We start from the raw sequence: 18,719 nt of genomic DNA, 5'->3' as shown, positions 1-18,719 counted from the left end.
GCTCAGCCACGAGCGGTCACGTCGTGCCGCGGCTTGATCCCTGACGCAGGGACCATGCGGTACTTCTCCAAGGACTGTCGTAGTGTCTCGGCGGCATCGACGTTGAGTGGGCTGCTGGTCCACGCCGGGTACGCGATGTTGACGAACCGGCGGTTCTTCACGGCAGGAAGGTTCTTCGTGGCCGGATTGGCCTCGAGCAGGGCGACCTTCTGGGCCTTCGTCTGGCCGGGGTAGTCGTTGAAGACGATGACGTCGGGTCGGGTCTGCGCGATCTTCTCCCACGAGATCGTCGTCCACGTGTTGGCCACGTCCGTGGTGGCGCTCACGGCACCCGCCGCCTTGATGATGACTTCGGGGCCGCCGTAGCGCCCACTGGTGAACACGCTGCCGGTGTCGCCGCTGTCGACCATGAGCACCGTCGGCTTGGTCGATGCCTGAGGGGCTCGGGCCAGAGCCCGACGTCGCGTGTCGATGTCCTTGACGACCTTCCGGGCCTCCTGGGTGTGCCCTGTGACGGCGCCCAGGTTGCTCAGATCCGACCGCAGGGCCGTCCAGGGGTCCATGACTCCGCGAGCCTTGTCATCGCTCTTCGCACGGCAGCTCTCCGACAACACGTAGGCACTGATGCCCCGTGCGCGCAGCTCCTCGGGAGTGAGATGGGTGCTCTCACCGTATCCATATCCGTACCCGGCGAGCATGACGTCGGGTCGCGCGCCCAGAACCTGTTCGAGCGTCGGGTAGGAGCCGTCACTGTCGGGCAGGGCCGACACCGCCCGGTGGCCGTAAACCTTCGCCAGGGCGTCAGTCTGGCCCTTGATCCCCGTTGCCGCGACGATCTGGTCGCCGGCGCCGATGGACAACATCATCGCGACCATGTTGCTGTCGTTGACGAACACTCGTCGCGCATGGGAGGGGAAGGCTCGGCGAGCACCACAATTGGTGATGGTGACCGTCGAGGGGCCAAAGGCGCTCGAGGTCGAGGAACTCGTGTGGGTCACGTGGGCGCAGCTCGTGAGGGCGATGGTGAGGGCGGCCGCGCCGGCGACGATGAGTGGTGATCGGGTCATGAGGTGCCTTCCGGTCGGGATGTGTCAGTGGGATGGGTGTGACACAACGGGCCGGGGCTCGCCGGGTCACAGAGAAGATGGGATAGGCCCGTGATGGGGTCGACGTGGCGTGTGAGCCTCATGCCGAACGCCCTGCTCACCTCGCCACGGGTGAACACGTCATGTGGTGGACCCTGGGTGAGCACGTGTCCCCCTGCGAGGACGGCGACGTGATCGGCGTACCGCTCGGTCAACGTGAGGTCATGGATCGCCACGACGACGGTCTGGTCGAGGTCACGGATGAGTGCGAGCAGGTGGTGCTGCTGGGCCAGGTCCAGGTGGTTGGTCGGTTCGTCCAGCATGAGTATGGGAGTGCGCTGGGCCAGCCCACGGGCCAGCATGACTCGACGGCGTTCCCCACCGGACAGTCGTGAGCAGGGTCGATCGGCGTAGTCGGACATGTCGACCCGGTCTAGTGATTCCATGACGATGCGATGCTCGTCCTCACCGCCGTGGTCCCACGGCCGTCCATAAGGGGTGCGACCCAGGGCGACGAGTTCACGCACGAGCAGGTCACCAGGTGGTGAGTCCTCCTGGGCGACGAAGGACACCTGGCGTGCGCGTTGTCTGGCCGAGAGACGTCGGAGGGGGACGTCGTCGAGGAACACGTCTCCGGCGGCCGGCCGGCTGATTCCGGCGATGGCACGCAGCAGGGTCGACTTGCCCGAACCGTTGAGCCCGATGATGGCCGTGACGGTACCGGGTTCGAAGTCCAGATCGACGTCTCGGACGATGGTTCGCCCCTCGACCTGCGCCGCGAGACGTCGTGTGGTCAGTCGGGTTCCCATCATGCCCCCGCGTACTGGTAGTGGCGCCGTCCCAGCAGTAGTAGGAGTACTGGGGCTCCTAGCAGACCTGTGACGATGCTCAACGAAGTCTCCTGAGGTCGGCTCGCCACCCGGGAGAGGACGTCGACCCACACGAGGAAGAGCGCACCGAACAAAGCGCTGACCGGCAGGACGACGCGATGGCGCGGTCCCACGAGGAGCCTAGTGAGGTGGGGAATGACGAGGCCCACGAATCCGATGCCGCCGGAGACCGCGACGATCGCGCTCACGAGGATGGCCTGGACGATGAAGAGGGCGACTCTCAGGCCGGTGACCGGGACCCCGAGCGAGGAGGCGAGTTCCGGGCCTGCTGCCAGCGCGTCGAGCCACCTCGATCCAATCATGAGCAACAGCAGGGTGACGAGGACCACCACCGCCGTCGGCACGAGGGTCTGCCAGGAGGCACCCGCCACGCTGCCCAACAGCCAGAAGAGGACGGACTGGGCCGATTTCGGGTCGTTGCTGTGGAAGACCAGGAAGCTCGACATCGCGCTGAAGGCCGAGGACATGACGACACCGGTGAGGACGAGCCGCAAGGGGCTCAGACCTCCCTGGGCCATGGCGATGCCGAACACGGCCGCGGTCGCGACGAGGGCACCGAGAAGGGCACCCAGGTACAGCGAGTACACGCCGAAGGCCGCCAGCGTTCCCGTGGTGATGGCGGCTGTCGCCCCGACGCTGGCCCCTGCCGAGACCCCGAGCATGTAGGGATCGGCCAACGGGTTGCGTACCAAGGTCTGCATGACGGCACCACCGACGGACAGTCCGGCCCCGGCAACGACGGCCAGCACCGTTCGTGGAAGTCGCAACCCCCACACGATCTGGTCCGCGGTGGCCTCGACGCTGCCTCCGCGCACGTGTACATCCAGGACATGCCACGCCTGTTCGACGGGCAGCCGGATCGTGCCGAAGGCCAGCGAGAGCACGACCCTCAGAGCAAGAGCAACCGCCAGGACCAGCAGTACGGGCCCGGCGGGCAACCGGCGATCCTCGTGGGCCCGCGATGACGTCGATCCGTCCGACGATTGCCGTTGCCCGCGCGAAGCGCAGGGATGGGTGTCTCGATGGCGGACGTGTGGCAAAGGAACTCCTGGCGGTTGACGCCCATCTCGCGAGGCGTACGGCGGCTGCATTCGCCGGGAGGTTTTCGGACTCGGGGTCGCGCGGCTCGTCCCCCTTCCCAGGTGTCTCCACCCAGTGGGCTCGCGGCGAGCCATCACCCACACCGCTGCGCGTCAGTCCTGGATTCGCACCAGGTTCCCTGGCCGGCGAAACGCACCGTACCACGCAGGTGGTGAATCGTCCCACTCATCCATGACCCCGCCCCGAGAATCCAAATTTCCATCCCGAGCGACATGTCCAAGAAGTGGCGGATGTCTCACTCGTACACTGTCCACATGCGAGGTCATGCAGTGATGGCGGACCCGGAAGGCGACGTGCGGATTCGGTATATATTTACGAGATGATATAAAGGCTGTCGACGGGTCCAGTGGTCTTGTTATTGCTTGGGCGTCATTGCACCGGTTCGGTGTCCGATCACATGCTCGTCATCACGGGTTCATGTCCTGTTCGCAACCGCGTCATTACTCGATATTCCAGATCGCCGCCCTTTGTGAATTGAACCTCCGCGTCGCTAGCATCGGATCGCAGATCCTCCCGGGATGGTTGCCCATACTCCTTGACAGGGGCGTGCATCGACTTCCACAGGGGCTCTGTGAAGCACGTCAATTCCTATGGATGCGAATCCGTGAGGAGTATGAAAAAGCCATGTCCTTGAAGAGACGTCCAGGGCGCAGAGTTCTCGCGGCGGCTGCCTCGGCAGTCCTCGCAGTGTCTGCCATGATGCAGGTGCCGGCGGCTCACGCCGTCATTCCACCCAAGCCGCAGGGCTATCCGATCGCGCACCTCTATGAGTCGTGCACGGATGCCTCCGCCCACGCCCAGGGATACCCCGAGTGGCATTACGGTGAGACGGGACGACGCTACCTCAGCGACGGCACGATCCAGTTCACCAACCGCACCGATCAGGTCGTGCCGTACACCGGCACGATCGAAACTGAGAGCAACCACGACATTTCGGCGACCTCGGCGGCGAAGCTCCCCTCTGGATGGAACACCACCGCCAAGTCTGACATCGGCCTCAAGATGTCCAATGGCTGGGTCGAGGGTGAGACCGTCGGTCCCGTCAAGCTCAAGCCAGGTGAGTCGATCCGCGTCGAATACGGCGTCCTCGAGAAGGACTTCGTCTCGATGTTCGTCACTTGCCGCGACGGCGTCCTGCAGAACTCCAACGGCGCTAACGTCATTCGTGGCACCGGTCCGGCCGGGCGATACGCCTTCGTCTACCTCATCCACGCCGACGGCTCCATCTCGGATCTGGCGATGCAGATCCCGTCGCGCCACGCGGGTGCCAACAGCAAGCCGATGGGATCGGACGCGTACACCGCCATGTCGGGCCCCAGCCTGGAGTCCGTGGCGAAGCCGACCGACCACGTCGTCGAGCCCGCCGTCGCTCCGCAGAAGGATCCGTCCTGGCCGGCGAAGGGTCAGACCTGCCGTGCCCGCGACATCGCGTGGTACCCCTACGACATCTCGTCGATCCAGCCCACCTACCGCAAGCCCGGCTATTCGACGGACTTCCTCAACTGGTCGAAGGCCCCCTACGACTACCACCCGGTGACCGACTTCGTCGTGGGCGCCCAGTACAACGGGTACGCCAACTGGATGGGTCGCTACGGCCGCCCGCCGGCAGGATGGCTTGGCTCGGTTGACAGCACCTACCGTGCCTATATGCCCGTCGGAACCGCCCTCGGTGCGGTACATCTGCAGCCCGGTGAGCGCGTGCGCGTCACCTATGGCACGACGATGACCCGCGTGAACTATCGCGAGATCCACTGCGGCAGGGACGGAAAGTACAGCTTGGTGTCGAACTACGGCACCGCCTCGGCGCCGAGCGGTTTCTGGGCCGAGGCCACCGTCACCTCCCGGGACGGCAGCGTTCGCAAGATCGACGTCACTCCCGACAAGTACCGCCAGCTCCCCCTGCCGACTCAGTCAGACCGCTGACCTAGCCGTCCCCGACACCACGACCACCGTCAATCCCGACCACGAAGGAGAACACTCATGATCACCCGACTTCTTGCCGTTCCCGCAGCCCTCGCCGCCTCGGCCGCTTTCACGGTCGTTCCGGCCCAGGCTGCTACCCCGGCCCAGGCCGCCAACCCCACGACGATCGGCGCCTCCTGCGCCAACATCGGTGAGACCGGCCAGACCATCACCCGGACCCGTAGCTACTTCGACGGCTCGGCCGGCACGTGGACCATCTCGAACTACAACGACGAGCCGCTGCCCATCACCCGGACCATCACCGAGACCAAGACGAAAACCTGGAACGTCTCGGCCGGGGTCGACTTCCCGATCCTCGACCTCATCCACGTCACCTTCTCGACGAGCTACACCGACAGCCAGTCCTACGAGGTCGGCGACACCGTCGGCCCGTACAACCTGGCGCCGGGCAAGACCGCGGTCCTGCGTGCCGGATGGGTCGTCTCGGACTTCCGTGGCCAGCACACCGTCTGCGGCTCCGATCACACCTGGAAGGCCAACGGTGGCGAGTTCACCGCGAGCCTTCCGAAGGAGCGTCACATCGCCATCAGCACCCGCGACAACGACCCCTCCCTCGAGGCCTGATCGCCCATGGGATTCCTGACACACCAGGTGCGTCGCGGGGTCACACTCGCGGCGGCGGCTGCCCTGTCAGTGGCCCCGTTCGCCGTCTCCGACGCCCATGCGGCCGAGTCGGCCTCCGCCAGTGACCCCACCCAGTTCGAGCTGCCGCAACGGTGGAACTCCGATTACGAGCCGGGAACCGCGTGCTCGACCCCCGGTGAGAACGGCACCTACCTGACGGCCAAGAAGCGTTGGTTCAAGCAGACCGATGCCTCCAGCGTCGCGAACAACACCGCCAATGCGGTGCCCGTCTCGACGAAGGTGAAACAGTCGCGCACCCAGACCCTCCAGGTCAGCGCAAAGGTCGCCGGTCAGGGTGACCTGGCCAAGATCATGACGCAGACCTTCGGGTTCACCTACGTCAACGAGGTCCACTGGTCGCTCAAGCAGGTCGTCGGGCCCTACACCCTGCCCGCCGGCAAGGAAGGACGTCTGGCCTGGGGATTCATCATCCTCGACGCCGACGCCCAGAACGTCCACTGTGCGCCGAACCTCAGCTGGCAGGCCACAGGTCGCCCGTACCACGTCTCGGCCCCCGAGAGCCGGTACGCCGAACTCCAGATCGACAACCCGGAGTACGAGGACCTCTCGTACTGACACCGGACACCAGAGATCGAGGGGCCGCGGATGACCGCGGCCCCTCGATCCGTCTTCGTCGTGGGTCTCATGCCCTCCATTCGCGTCTTCGAACCCGCTCTGTTGCAACACCGGGGCTTGCGGCCCAGACTCCGAGGCGGGGCCCCGTCATCAGGACCCCGCCTCAAGCCATACATGAGAACGTCAGATGTTGATCATCTCTCCGCCAATACCCTCGACAGCATCCTTGAGGGCCTCCGACAGGGACGGATGCGGGAAGATGTTGCGGGCGACCTCGTCAGTGGTGATGTCCCACATCTGTGCTACGGTGAGCGCCGGGATGAGCTCGGACACGTCGTGTCCGATGATGGTGGCTCCCAGCAGCTCGTTGTGACGGGCGTCGGCGACGACCTTGACGAAGCCGGACCCGTCACCCATGCCCCAAGCCTTGCCGTTGGCCGAGAACGGGAACCGTGACACCTTGACGTCGTAGCCCTGTTCCTTGGCCTGGGCCTCGGGGTAGCCGAAGGTGGCGACCTGCGGCTGACAGTAGGTGACCCGAGGGATCATGGCGTAGTTGATGGGCATGGTCTGCGCCCCGGCGATGGTCTCGGCGGCGACGACGCCCTGGGCCTCGGCGGTGTGGGCCAGCATGAGCTTGGCCGTGCAGTCACCGATGGCGTAGATGCCCGGGACGCTGGTGCGCATGAAGTCGTCGATCTCGATGGCGCCACGTTCGGTGAGCTTGACACCGGTGGTCTCCAGGCCGTAACCCTCGACCCGCGGGGCGAAGCCGACAGCCTGCAGGACCCGGTCAGCCTCGAGCACGGTGGACTCGCCGCCCTTGGCCGGACTCACCGTCACCTTGACCTTGTCTCCCGAGTCGTCGATCGACTCGACCTTGGTACCGGCCATGACCTTGACACCGAGCTTCTTGTAGGCCCTGGTGAGTTCCTTGGAGACCTCGGGATCCTCATTGGGGACCATCCGGTCGAGGTACTCGACGATCGTGACCTGGGCGCCGTAGTTGGCCAGGACGTAGGCGAACTCGGTGCCGATGGCGCCGGAACCAGCGATGACGATCGATCCGGGGACCTCGTCGGAGAGGATCTGCTCCTTGTAGGTGACGACGCGGGCCGACAGCTGGGTTCCCGGCAAGGTCTTGACGGTGGACCCAGCGGCGATGATGCAGTTGTCGAAGGTGATCTCGTCGGACACCTGACCCTGCCCGTCCTTGACGACGACGGACTTGGGCCCGGTGAACTCACCCCACCCGGAGAACTCGGTGATCTTGTTCTTCTTCATGAGGTAGTGGACACCCTTGACCATCCGGTCAGACACCTCACGCGACCGGCTGTAGGCCTTGCCGAAGTCGACGGAGATGTCGCCGCCGATGCCGAAGGCGCCAGCCTCCTTGGTGACGATGTGCGCAAGTTCCGCGTTGCGCAAAAGCGACTTGGTGGGGATGCAGCCAACGTTGAGGCAGACACCACCCCAATATTCCTTCTCAATGATGGCGGTCTTCTTGCCGAGCTGAGCGGCACGAATGGCGGCAACGTAGCCGCCAGGGCCAGCTCCGAGGACAACAACGTCAAAATGTGAGCTCATGGGTAACACTCTAGTGGGAAGGTCGGCCTGTGACGAAGATCTCACTGAGGAGATTTCTGTCGGGTTGCGACTGGCCCCTTCTGCCCCGCGGTTCAACCTCAGATCTGATATATCCTTGTCGGAAGACTTCATCTCGTCGAAAGGATCTGCTGTGGACAACATCACCCCAGCTGCCGTCGGTCGCCTCATCCGCGACGCACGCAAGCAGCGCGGCATGACGCAGAACCAACTGGCGGAGCTCCTCAAGACCTCCCAGAGCGCCATCCACCGGGTCGAGTCAGGCACACAGAACCTCTCGCTGGAGTACATCAACCGCATCGCCGAGGCCCTTGAGTCCCCCATCATCACCCAGCCGGGTGGCGGCACGATGAACTACCGCATCGAAGGCGGCCACCAGCTCGAGGGCTCCATCGAGGTGCGTTCCTCCAAGAACGCTGCCGTTGCCCTGCTGTGTGGCTGCCTCATCAACCGTGGCCGCACTGTGTTGCGCGGAGTCGCTCACATCGAGGAGGTCAATCGCATCCTTGAGGTGCTGACGTCCATCGGCGTCACCTACGAGTGGTCCGAGGACGAGCGCGACCTCACCCTCATTCGTCCTGCTGAGCTCAATCTTGACGACATGGACATCGAGGCCGCCCGTCGCACCCGAAGCGTCATCATGTTCCTCGGCCCACTGATGCGCTTCTATGACTCCTTCAAGCTCCCGTACGCCGGCGGCTGCAACTTGGGCGCCCGTACCGTCGAGCCTCACCTCCAGGTCCTGCGCGCCTTCGGTCTTAACGTCGTCGCGACCGAGGGTTTCTACCAGTGTCACGTGACGGATCGCACGGTCAAGGAGCGTCACATCGTCCTGACCGAGCGCGGCGACACCGTCACCGAGAATGCTCTGCTCGCCGCAGCCCAGACTCCGGGCGTGACGGTATTGCGCAATGCCAGCCCGAACTACATGGTTCAGGACCTGTGCGTCTTCCTGTGCCAGCTCGGCGTCGAGATCGAGGGCATCGGGACGACGACCCTGCGCATTCGTGGCGTCGAGAACATTGATGTCGACGTCGAGTACGCGCCGTCCGAGGACCCGATCGAGGCCATGAGCCTTCTCACGGCAGCCGTCGTCACCAAGTCTGAGCTGACGATCACCCGCTGCCCCATCGAGTTCCTCGAAATCGAGTTGGCGATTCTCTCCGAGATGGGTCTGGACTTCGATCTCTCCCCCGAGTACGTCTCCCACAACGGATTCACCCGTCTGGTCGACGCCACCGTCCGCCCGAGCAAGCTACGCGCGGTCGCGGACAAGATCCACCCGATGCCCTTCCCGGGCCTCAACATCGACAACCTGCCGTTCTTCGCCGTCATCGCCGCGGAGGCCAAGGGCCAGACCCTCATCCACGACTGGTGCTACGAGAACCGGGCCATCCATCTGCTCGAGTTGGGCAAACTTGGAGCCGACGTCCAGCTCCTCGATCCGCACCGACTCATCGTGCGGGGACCGACGCGCTGGCGCGGCCGTGAACTCATCTGCCCACCGGCCCTGCGCCCGGCCGTCTGCCTGTTGTTGGCTGCCCTGGCCGCCTCCGGCGAGACGACCCTGCGCGACGTCTACATGATCAACCGCGGTTACGAGGACCTACCCACCCGACTCGGGGCGCTGGGAGCCAAAATCTCCGTCTTCCACGGCTGAGCCGAGGCGTCCTCGGGCGACCAGTCCAATTCGTCACCGGGATGGTTCCAAGTGCGCTCGAGGACCGCATGGACGACGCCTGCAGCCTTGCCGAGTGCAGTCTCCGGGGACTCCCCTGCGACGAGCTGGGCCGTCAGGACTGCCGTCGTCAGGTCGCCAGCGCCGTTGAAGTGACGGTCGATGAGGGGACCATGGGTCACAACGGTCCTCTTCCCCGTCACCGCAACCATGGCCAGCCCGTCACCGTTCTCGTCCTGATGCGGTACCGAGGTGACGACGACGAGTTTCGGGCCATCAAGGCCACGAGCTGCGTCCACGATCTCGTCAATCGTGCGCGGCATGGTGTCGGTCAGAATGCCGAGCTCGGCCACATTCGGCACAAGGACGTCGGCACTCTGGACAGCCTCTTTCATGAAAGCCACGGTGTCTTCGGGAACGTAAATCCTCACCTGGTCGCCAACCATGTCTCCCATGACGGGGTCACAGACCCACATGGCATCGGGATAGTGCTCCCGGCACTTCTCCACGGTCCGCAAGACGGTGGGACCGGTGAGAGCCGTGAGGTAACCCGACAATACAGCGTCAACATGCTTGAGTTCGCCGTTGGAATTGAGGGCGTCAACCATGCCGTTGATCTGCTGAGCATCGATCGGGACACCGGCGACGCTGGAGCGGCCATTGTGGTTGGACAGCAGGGCCGTGGGCATCCCCCATGCTCGGACCCCCATGACGCGCATCACCGGAACCGCGATGCTGTTTCCGACGGTTCCCTGGACGACATGGGACTGCAATGACAAGACGGTGGGCCTCACGCATGAACACTGTAGTTGCCATGGCGATCACGGATCCGAACCATCTCAAGGGCAGAATGGATGGCTGTGCGAGCCACTGACTATCCGTATTGCCAACGTCCGTTCACCGTTCTTGCCCATCGGGGCGGAGCCGGAATGACTGCCAACAAGGGGATCGAGAACACCCTGGCAGCTTTTAGACATGCGGTGGATCTCGGGTGCACCCACCTCGAGACTGATGTTCACGCCACCAGTGACGGTGTCCTCATGGCCTTTCATGACCCCATTCTCGACCGGGTCACCGAGTCCAGCGGTGTCATCGCAAAGATGCCGTGGCACGAGGTCAGGCAAGCCAGCGTCGGCGGAGAGCCCATCCCCACCCTCGATGACGTCCTTGACGCCTTTCGGGAATCCTTCATCAATATCGACATCAAGCACGACGCCGCCACCATGCCCCTCATCGAGGTCCTTTCCCGTCACCGGGCCTGGAATCGGGTCTGCGTCGGATCGTTCAGCAGCAAACGCATCCGAACGTTCCGCCGGTTGGTGCGTGAGCGCACGGCCACCGCGGTGGGACCGGTCGGAGTTGGGTGGGCCGTCGTCGGACCGAACAGCCTCCAGATGGCCGAATCCCGAGGCGACGCGTACCAGGTCCCCCATCGTGTCAGCCGGTACGGTGTTCCCCTGGTGACGCCGACCTTCGTTGCCGCTGCCCATCGCCTTGGTCGAGCGGTTCACGTCTGGACGATCAACGAGGTGTCAGAGGCTCGAGAACTCATGGACATGGGAGTCGACGGGATCGTCACGGATCGCCCCGACCTCATGTGCGACTTCGCGCGCATTCACCAGCCCAAGGACGCCCCGACACTCATTCCACGGTGAGTCGCGGCGAGCTGGATGCCCAACTGGTCACAGCTTGTTCCACGACGCGAACGCTCGTCCCGAAATTCGGTTCTGCTCCCGGATTTTGTGGCTTGTGGGATGCTGGACCCATGGACGACGGCCCAACCAGGGCCTGACGCCGACGACCAGGAGGGAGCATCATGGCCGACCGTGCACTGCGAGGCATGGGTTTGGGATCCAAGAGCTTCGAGGACGAAGAAGGCGTTGAGATGGCCGAACGCCAAGAGATTGGCTTCGACTGTCAGAACGGTCACCACTTCGACCTCACCTTCTCCACCGAGGCAGATCTGCCGAGCTTGTGGGAGTGCCCGCGCTGTGGCGCTGAGGCGCTGAGGAGCGATGGCACCGATCCTCAGCGGAAGAAGCAGAAGCCGCAGCGCACCCACTGGGACATGCTTACTGAGCGTCGCTCAATCCCCGAACTCGAGGAATTGCTTGCCGAAAGGCTGGAGGAGATCCGTAAGGGGGACTGATCCTCGGCCAGAGTCCTGGGGCGACACCGAGTCAGCGTGTCGTGGCCCCGAAGACCATGAGAGTGCCCCGCAGAGCTTCTCTGCGGGGCACTCTCATGGTCTCTGGTTTGGCCTCAGCGCTTCGAACGACGGTCCTTGGTGTCGCCAGCAACCTGCTCAGCCCGTTCTAGGGCGACGTGCCCGAGATCCTTGAGCTGGTGAGAACGGTAGTCAACCCCCCACAAGGTGGTGCGAAGCAGAGCCTCGACGACGATTTCCTTGCTCATCTTGGAGTTGCCGTACTCGCGCTCGATGAACTCAATCGGCACCTCGGCGACGGTCATGCCCTTCTTGAGGGTGCGCCACGTCAGGTCGAGTTGGAAACAGTAACCGGCCGAGGCAACCTCGTCCAGGCCGATTGTCCGCAAGGTGTTCGCGCGGAATGCGTTGAATCCACCGGTGGGATCCTTGACACCAATTCCCAGGCACATCCGGGTCCACAGGCCGCCACCACGCGAGATGAGCTCACGGTACTTCGGCCAGTTGACGACGGACCCACCTTTGACGTAGCGAGATCCCTTGACCATGTCGGCATGCTTGAGAGCCTCGAGGAGCAACGGCAGTTGCTCGGGTTGATGGGAGCCGTCGGCATCCATCTCGACGAGGACGTCGTAGCCGTGGTCCAAACCCCAGTGAAACCCGGCAAGGTAAGCGGAACCGAGGCCTTCCTTGCCCTTGCGATGCATGACGAGAACGTGATCGTCTGCAGACGCCAGACGGTCAGCGATCTCGCCGGTGCCGTCCGGAGAATTGTCGTCGGCGACGAGAACATCGACCTTCGGATTAGCGCGGCGGGTGCGCGCGACAATCGTCTCGACATTCTCCGCCTCGTTGTAGGTCGGAATGATGACGAGGACCTTGTCGAGCCGGACCTCAGTGTCGGTGGCGAACATTCCTCTCCGATCTGTTGTTTGCTTGTGCGAGCATATCGCGACGACGTCGAATCACCGACACCACTGCCGCGCCAGCCGCAACGAGAACGACGACGACCCGTAGCCACATCCCCATTCTCACGGCCAGCGTCAGCCCGGACTCCAGCGGAACCCGTACCGTGAAATTGGTGTGCGCTCCCTCTTCGGTACGCAGGCATACTGAGCCATCCGGATTGACCAACCCGGAAAAGGAATTTGTCGTTGAGACGATGATGTGTCTCCCAGTTTCAACCGCGCGCGCTCTGGTGATCTGCCATTGCTGGGGAGTTTGGGCGGTATCGATGAATGACGAGTTGTTGGATTGAACCGCGAGAATTCTTGCCCCATGGCGAACCGTGTCCGCGACAGTGTCGTCATAGGCAACCTCGAAACAGACCACCACACCGATCGGGACCTTCGTCCCAGAAATAGTTGAGTCGAGGACACCCGGAGTCGTTCCCGGAACGGACTGGCGTCCAATATTCTCCAATATGGGAATGAGCGGCAGGAAGAATGACCTGGCCGGAATCCACTCACCGAACGGCACCAAGTTGCGTTTGTGATAGATGGATGTCGGCTTGGGTGACGACGCCGGCCACCACATCGACGTCGTCTGGCGCTCGTCATCGCCGGGTCCGTCGGTCACTGCTCCCACGAGAATTGGCCGCTTCGAGATGGCCAGCGCCCCCATGACGATCTGGTGGCTCTTGACGTCAAGAACTGGATCGATGTCGGTGGAGTTCTCGGGCCACAGGATCATGTCGTGTGCGCCCTTGCCTGAAACCCGTTGCTCGGCGACGGCCATAATCGTCTGGGACAGATGATTGTCCGTGACGGACCGGGCATAGCCCATCGCGTAGGGACCGGCAGTACCGTCCACTCCCCCTTGGACGACGAGTACCCGAACGCTGTCATCATGATGAGTGACTCGTGTGGCGATCGTCCCTGACACGGTCGCCAGGACTGCGACGACGACGAGTTCTGCCATGAGGCCAACCGCATTGTGGACTCTCCTCTTTCCTCGGGCAGCGACGACACGCGCCAAGAGGGCTGCCGCCAGGGCGACAAGAAGACTCGTCCCCGTCGTCCCAGCCCACCTGAGGGCTCCGACCCATGGAGTGTCGACGACAGCCCAGGCCAGCCGAACCCAGCCGAACCCCCCAAGTGGGACCGCAGCGGCTCCCACTTCTGTGGCCGTCCAGACCATGGCCTGGAACAAAGGCGCACCGGGCAGGACACTGACGCAGCGGATGGCCCACCCGGCCAGGAGACACCACAACGCCATGACGGCAGTGAGAAGCACCGCCACCGGATGGCCCATGACGCCGACCCAGGCGATGGTGGTGGCGAACAGGCCGAGACCGAAGAGGTATCCTAGACCGGCCGCGGCACGGCCTGTCGTGGGACGGACGAGGAGGATGAGTGCGGCGAGTCCTGGAATGACGAGGATCCACCAATCCAGCGGCTGGAATCCAGTACCTGTGGCGGCTCCGGCGGCAAGTGCAGCCAGGCCGCGCAGCCACGACGTGCGCGAAAGGTGGGAGAGGTGTGTCACCGGGTACCCAGCATGCCGAGATCGTCGAACATGGTGTCGAGGACGACGACCGTTTCCGTCCCGCAGTGACACTCCTTGCGGATGCGGGTGACCAGTTGGTCGAGGTGACTGGTATTGGGTGCCTGAACTCTCGCCAGGTAGGAGGCTGCGCCAGCGATGGAGTGGCAGCCTCGCACCTCCGAGAAGGTCTTCAGGACGTCGGGGATCCTCTCGTCCTCCCCAGGATCGATGGGGTTGAGGAAGATGAAAGCCGTAATGCCTGCGCCGATGGCTTCCAGGTTGAGGGTGGCGTGGTAGCCGCAGATGATTCCCTTGGCTTCGAGCCTCTTGACGCGCTGCTGGGCGGCTGAGGTGGACAAACCCGTCTGATGTCCGAGCTCAGTCCACGACATCCGACCGTCTCCCTCGAGCAGACTCAGGATTTGGCGGTCGGTGGCTTCCAGGATCGGCGACCGATCTTCGTCCTCCTCGTTGTGGTGCTTGGTCATGAGTGGCTCCTCCCTGTCCCCGGTTCGGCCCAGTGGGATCTCAGCACGTGAATGGTGGATCCGGCGAGCAAATTCGGTGCCGCAGATGCTACTCGGGACGGGCGACCTCGGCCGTCGAGGCAGACTCTTTCGACAATCTCCAGGTCGAACTCGGCGAACCAGTCCTCGAGGTCTGCCACGCCGGAATACGACTGGTTGGGGGTGTCATGCCAGGAGTACGGCAGATCGTGGGAGGCCGGCATTCTGCCTCCGATGATCTTGAGCCGGTTGCGCCAGTACACGAAGTTCGGCACGAGCAGGATGAGCAGGGTGCCGATGCGTGCCATTTCCGCTAAGACGACGTCAGGAGAGACGACGGCCTGCAGGGTCTGCGACAAGATGACGACGTCGTAGGAGTCGTCGTGGAACTCCCCCAGGTCCTCGTTGAGATCCATCCCCAGCACCGGCACCCCCGCCGACATCGCGGTGGCGAGGGAGGGCTGATCCAACTCGACACCGGTCCCCAGGCAGTCTCGGGTGGTGATGAGGTGACAGAGCAAGGAACCGTCGCCACATCCAAGGTCTAGGACGCGGGAATGGGACGGCACGAGCGAGGTGATGATGCGTTGATCGGGACGGAGTGTCACAGCGTCGTCTCCCTCGTGCACAGGTGGCCGTCGAAGTGTGGTGCCCGCGGTGATGCCCTCATCGGCAACCGGTCGGCGGTGAGGAAGGCCTTGACGAGGTCGTGGTAGGGGTCGAGCTTCATGAGGAAGGAGTCATGACCCCACGACGAGGCAATCGTCGCGAAACTCACTGGTAGCCCTCCCCCCTCGAGATGACGGGCGATCCGGCGTGAGTGGGCCGGGGAGAATCGCCAGTCGGTGTCGAAGCAGATGACGAGGAAGTTAACCGGATCTGCCACCAGTGCGTCGGTGGCCCCGGCGCGACCGAACGGGTCGAAGTAGTCCATGACCCGAGTCAGATAGATGTAACTGAGTGGGTCGAATCGGGTGAGGAAGGCCTCGCCCTGGTGATCAAGGTATGACTCGACGGCGAAGTTGATGCCGAACCCGCGTTCCACCGATTCGGACTGACGAGACCGTCCGAACTTCTCGGCGAAGGCGTCCTCGGACAGATAAGTGATGTGAGCGAGCATCCGCGCGATCGACAATCCGGTGTTTGGGCGGACGTCGTCATAGGTGCCATCCGCAAAGGCTGGATCGCGTAGGATCGCCTCGCGTCCCACCGCGGAGAACGCGATGTTCTGAGCTGTCAACCCGCTCGACGAGGCAATGATGATGGCGTTGTCCAGGGTCGACGGGTACGTCAGCGACCAGTCGAGGGCCTGCATACCGCCCATGGAGCCGCCGACAACGGCGTGAAAGTGCTCCACACCCAGGTGCTCGGCGAGTCGCAGGTGCACTTCGACGAAGTCGTGCATGTCGATCTGAGGGAAATCGAGTCCCCAGCGTTTCCCGGTGTCCGGATTGGTCGACGCCGGTCCAGTTGTACCGGAACAGCCTCCCAGCAGGTTGGAGGCGATGACGAAGAAGCGGTCGGTGTCGATGGCGCGACCCGGTCCGATGATGTTGTCCCACCACCCTGGGCGATCCGCTCCCGGGTGGAAACCCGCTGCGTGGGCGTCTCCGGTGAGAGCGTGACAGATGTACACCGCATTGTCACGAGCTTCATTGAGAGTGCCGTAGGTCTCGTAGGCGACGGTGACGTGATCGAGACGGCCACCAGTGATCAGATGGAGAGGGTCGTCCGGCGTGGCAACCGTCGCGTACTTGGTCTCGACGGTCCCGACTCCGGGGCCTACGGGGCTGGTTCTGTGCGCTGGCAGACGGGGTGACATCGCGACCATTCTGCCAGTTCTCGTCGTCGTGCCCACCATGTGAAGGGTCCCAGCCACTACTCTCTTTGTCGTGCGCATGATGGATCAAGTCGGCCTTGAACGCGTCTTGCGGGGTGTGGCAGGCCAGCCGCGGGTCGTCTGTGGCGGTTCGGGAGCCACTCCCGTACCACTCCTGGGCATCATCGACCGGTGTGTCGAGACGTGGCGGTTGGTGTGCATCAATGCGCCAGTCGGTGTACCCACACGCAAGGACGTCGTTCACGAGACGATCTTCATCGGCCCGGGTAGTCGACGTGCCGAGAGCCTCGAGTACGTCCCCTGTCGTTTAAGCCTGGCACCGAGCCTCTACGAGGAGCGACTCGCGCCCGACATCCTCGTTCTGCACACCAGCACGCCACGCAATGGCACCGTGAGCATGGGTATTGAGGTCCAGGTGTTGCCGGCCGCCCTCGACGCGGCCAAGCGGCGAGGTGCTCTCATCATTGCCCAGGTCAATCCGAACATGCCCCATGTCCTCGGCGACGGGATCGTTGACGTCGATGACATTGATATCGGTGTTTTCGTCTACGCTTCTCTGCCAACTGCCTCCATGCCGTCCCCGGGTCCGCTGGCCCGCCAAATCGGTGACCGGGTGGCTTCTCGGATCCGTGACGGCGCCACCCTCCAGGTGGGGATCGGTGCGGTTCCTGACGCCGTCGTCGCTCAGCTGCCCGAGAACATCCACGTAGGCGTGTGGACCGAACTCCTCACCGACTCCATCCGCCTCCTGGACGATGCTCATACCCTGGACGATCGCGTCGTCACCGGCACCTTCGCGATGGGAACACCCGCCTTGTACGAGTGGATCGACGACAATCCGCGGGTGCGGTTGCTACGCTGCGAGACCACGAATGACCCCGGGACCATCGCTGGCCAACCCAAGGCCACCAGTGTCAATACGGCTTTGCAGGTGGACCTGTTCGGTCAGGTCAACGCAACTCGCGTCGGTACCAAGATCTATTCCGGGGTCGGTGGATCCACCGACTTCCTAGTGGGCGCCATGCACTCCCCCAGTGGTCAGGCCCTCATTGCCATGCGCAGTTGGCATCCGAAAGCCAACCGCTCGACGATCGTGGACGTGCTTGATTCACCGGTTTCGGCGATCCAGCCCTCGGTCATCATCACGGAGCAGGGCACGGCTGAGCTGTTCGGAAACTCCCAGAATGAGCAGGTTCGTCAACTCATCGAGAACACTGCCCACCCGGATGCCCGCGACCATCTCTGGCGGCGGGCCAGGGAGTTTGGGTTGGCCTGATCAGGCGTCGGGTACTTCGACGTCGAGGAGCTTGGCGAGGACCGTGATGACGCCATTCTCCTTGTAGGACGGAGCAACGTAGTTCGAGGCCTCAATGATGTCGGGATGGGCGTTGGCCATTGCGAAGGACCACTTCGCCAGCGGCATCATCTCAAGGTCATTGAGGAAGTCGCCGAAGATCGCCGTCTGATCCGGGGTGACACCCAGATCGGCCTGCACAGCCTTGACGGCACTGCCCTTGTTCACGCCGGGGTTCATGATGTCGACCCAGTTCGGGGTGGCAAGGATGACCTGGTGGTCAGGGGCGATGCGCTGCATCGTCGGGTGAGTGACCTCGGAGGCCTCGCCGAAGTCATAGATGGACAACTTGATGACGTCGCCGGTGTGCTCGGTGAGGTCATCGACGACGGTGTGGCTGTGGTAGTAGGTCGCGACGTGGGAGACAAAACGATCATCCCCGCGTTCAAGGTATGCGATGGACTTGGTCGCGACGACCAAACCGACGTCATGCCCATCTTCGGCGAGCCTTCGAACTCCCTCGATCACCTCGTGCGCAAGGTCGGGGTCGATGATCGATGAGGAGACGTCGGCGCCATCGCGGACGACATAGGTACCGTTCTCCGAAATGATTGGCATCCCGTCGAGGTGGGAATGAAACATCGTGGACAGGGTGGCGCACTGGCGTCCGGAAGCCGGTACGAAGGCGACGTCACGATCCTTCATGATCTCCAGAAGTGGCCACAGCTGGGCCGGGATGTTCCCCTCGCCGTCGAGGAGGGTGCCATCCATGTCGGAGATGACCAGTCGGAGATCGTCGGCGGGGGCAGGAAACGGGGTTGGCTTCGGCATGTCCACCCGCTCAGGATACCGATACCGGAGTGTGACAGGGCACGAAGACGAC

At 63.5% G+C, this 18,719-nt stretch carries 18 protein-coding genes and 1 riboswitch; of the genes, 7 read left to right on the top strand and 11 right to left on the bottom strand.

Going from position 1 to position 18,719, the window contains the following annotated elements:
• Positions 1–2: 2 nt before the first annotated feature.
• The 3 genes from AC6I1W_RS08875 to AC6I1W_RS08865 are packed head-to-tail and all read right to left on the bottom strand — an operon-like array spanning position 3 to position 2,913.
• Positions 3–1,067 (bottom strand): ABC transporter substrate-binding protein, encoded by a 1,065-nt coding sequence (locus AC6I1W_RS08875; protein WP_249361207.1) that lies wholly within the window; start codon positions 1,065–1,067, stop codon positions 3–5.
• Complete coding sequence (locus tag AC6I1W_RS08870; protein ID WP_284950444.1) at positions 1,064–1,894, bottom strand: ABC transporter ATP-binding protein; 831 nt, start codon at positions 1,892–1,894, stop codon at positions 1,064–1,066. Before AC6I1W_RS08870 ends, AC6I1W_RS08875 begins: the two co-directional genes overlap by 4 nt.
• Positions 1,894–2,913 (bottom strand): FecCD family ABC transporter permease, encoded by a 1,020-nt coding sequence (locus AC6I1W_RS08865; RefSeq protein WP_117189114.1) that lies wholly within the window; start codon positions 2,911–2,913, stop codon positions 1,894–1,896. The genes AC6I1W_RS08870 and AC6I1W_RS08865 overlap by 1 nt, the downstream gene beginning before the upstream one ends.
• Before the next feature lie 161 nt (positions 2,914–3,074).
• Positions 3,075–3,196, bottom strand: a riboswitch (cobalamin riboswitch).
• A gap of 504 nt (positions 3,197–3,700) precedes the next feature.
• On the opposite strand from AC6I1W_RS08865, the gene AC6I1W_RS08860 reads away from it, so the two are divergent.
• The 3 genes from AC6I1W_RS08860 to AC6I1W_RS08850 are packed head-to-tail and all read left to right on the top strand — an operon-like array spanning position 3,701 to position 6,259.
• Positions 3,701–4,999: a hypothetical protein gene (locus AC6I1W_RS08860; RefSeq protein WP_065672796.1), complete on the top strand. Its 1,299-nt coding sequence runs from the start codon at positions 3,701–3,703 to the stop codon at positions 4,997–4,999.
• A 57-nt stretch (positions 5,000–5,056) separates the two neighbouring features.
• Positions 5,057–5,623 carry a hypothetical protein gene (locus tag AC6I1W_RS08855; RefSeq protein ID WP_065672795.1) on the top strand — a complete coding sequence of 189 codons (567 nt, stop codon included), beginning with the start codon at positions 5,057–5,059 and terminating at the stop codon, positions 5,621–5,623.
• Between the two features lie 6 nt (positions 5,624–5,629).
• Positions 5,630–6,259 (top strand): hypothetical protein, encoded by a 630-nt coding sequence (locus AC6I1W_RS08850; RefSeq protein WP_117189112.1) that lies wholly within the window; start codon positions 5,630–5,632, stop codon positions 6,257–6,259.
• 183 nt (positions 6,260–6,442) lie between these two features.
• On the opposite strand, the gene lpdA is transcribed toward AC6I1W_RS08850, so the two are convergent.
• Positions 6,443–7,846, bottom strand: a complete 1,404-nt coding sequence (gene lpdA, locus AC6I1W_RS08845; RefSeq protein ID WP_065672793.1) for a dihydrolipoyl dehydrogenase — start codon at positions 7,844–7,846, stop codon at positions 6,443–6,445.
• A 151-nt stretch (positions 7,847–7,997) separates the two neighbouring features.
• Here lpdA and AC6I1W_RS08840 point away from each other — a divergent pair, with 151 nt between their 5' ends.
• Positions 7,998–9,524 (top strand): helix-turn-helix domain-containing protein, encoded by a 1,527-nt coding sequence (locus tag AC6I1W_RS08840; protein ID WP_065672792.1) that lies wholly within the window; start codon positions 7,998–8,000, stop codon positions 9,522–9,524.
• Here the strand turns inward: AC6I1W_RS08840 and pdxY are convergent.
• Positions 9,461–10,336: a pyridoxal kinase gene (gene pdxY / locus AC6I1W_RS08835; protein ID WP_117189110.1), complete on the bottom strand. Its 876-nt coding sequence runs from the start codon at positions 10,334–10,336 to the stop codon at positions 9,461–9,463. The genes AC6I1W_RS08840 and pdxY overlap by 64 nt on opposite strands.
• Before the next feature lie 66 nt (positions 10,337–10,402).
• On the opposite strand from pdxY, the gene AC6I1W_RS08830 reads away from it, so the two are divergent.
• Both AC6I1W_RS08830 and AC6I1W_RS08825 read left to right on the top strand, forming a co-directional pair.
• Positions 10,403–11,197, top strand: a complete 795-nt coding sequence (locus tag AC6I1W_RS08830; RefSeq protein ID WP_171048557.1) for a glycerophosphodiester phosphodiesterase family protein — start codon at positions 10,403–10,405, stop codon at positions 11,195–11,197.
• A 161-nt stretch (positions 11,198–11,358) separates the two neighbouring features.
• The gene (locus tag AC6I1W_RS08825) at positions 11,359–11,691 is read left to right on the top strand and encodes an RNA polymerase-binding protein RbpA (protein ID WP_004811252.1); all 333 of its coding nucleotides are present in this window, start codon (positions 11,359–11,361) and stop codon (positions 11,689–11,691) included.
• A gap of 113 nt (positions 11,692–11,804) precedes the next feature.
• Here AC6I1W_RS08825 and AC6I1W_RS08820 read toward each other — a convergent pair whose 3' ends face one another.
• From AC6I1W_RS08820 to metX, 5 genes are read right to left on the bottom strand one after another with little or no spacing between them, the layout of a single operon-like run.
• Positions 11,805–12,623 (bottom strand): polyprenol monophosphomannose synthase, encoded by an 819-nt coding sequence (locus tag AC6I1W_RS08820; RefSeq protein ID WP_117189106.1) that lies wholly within the window; start codon positions 12,621–12,623, stop codon positions 11,805–11,807.
• Positions 12,604–14,196 (bottom strand): apolipoprotein N-acyltransferase, encoded by a 1,593-nt coding sequence (lnt, locus tag AC6I1W_RS08815; protein WP_065672789.1) that lies wholly within the window; start codon positions 14,194–14,196, stop codon positions 12,604–12,606. The genes AC6I1W_RS08820 and lnt overlap by 20 nt, the downstream gene beginning before the upstream one ends.
• Positions 14,193–14,684, bottom strand: a complete 492-nt coding sequence (locus tag AC6I1W_RS08810; protein ID WP_117189104.1) for an Lrp/AsnC family transcriptional regulator — start codon at positions 14,682–14,684, stop codon at positions 14,193–14,195. The genes lnt and AC6I1W_RS08810 overlap by 4 nt, the downstream gene beginning before the upstream one ends.
• Entirely contained in the window at positions 14,681–15,331 is a 651-nt protein-coding gene (gene metW / locus AC6I1W_RS08805; protein ID WP_117189102.1) for a methionine biosynthesis protein MetW, read from the bottom strand. Before metW ends, AC6I1W_RS08810 begins: the two co-directional genes overlap by 4 nt.
• Complete coding sequence (gene metX / locus AC6I1W_RS08800; RefSeq protein ID WP_171048556.1) at positions 15,307–16,533, bottom strand: homoserine O-acetyltransferase MetX; 1,227 nt, start codon at positions 16,531–16,533, stop codon at positions 15,307–15,309. The genes metW and metX overlap by 25 nt, the downstream gene beginning before the upstream one ends.
• A 67-nt stretch (positions 16,534–16,600) precedes the next feature.
• Between metX and AC6I1W_RS08795 the strand changes: the two genes are divergently transcribed.
• On the top strand, positions 16,601–17,818 hold the full coding sequence (locus tag AC6I1W_RS08795; protein ID WP_117189100.1) for an acetyl-CoA hydrolase/transferase C-terminal domain-containing protein: 1,218 nt from the start codon (positions 16,601–16,603) through the stop codon (positions 17,816–17,818).
• On the opposite strand, the gene AC6I1W_RS08790 is transcribed toward AC6I1W_RS08795, so the two are convergent.
• On the bottom strand, positions 17,819–18,667 hold the full coding sequence (locus AC6I1W_RS08790) for an HAD family hydrolase (RefSeq protein ID WP_065672785.1): 849 nt from the start codon (positions 18,665–18,667) through the stop codon (positions 17,819–17,821).
• Between the last annotated feature and the right edge of the window lie 52 nt (positions 18,668–18,719).

This window comes from Cutibacterium sp. KB22876, from assembly GCF_059728865.1.
Note: the sequence above shows the minus strand (reverse complement) of the source record. Positions and strands in the feature narration are given on the sequence as shown.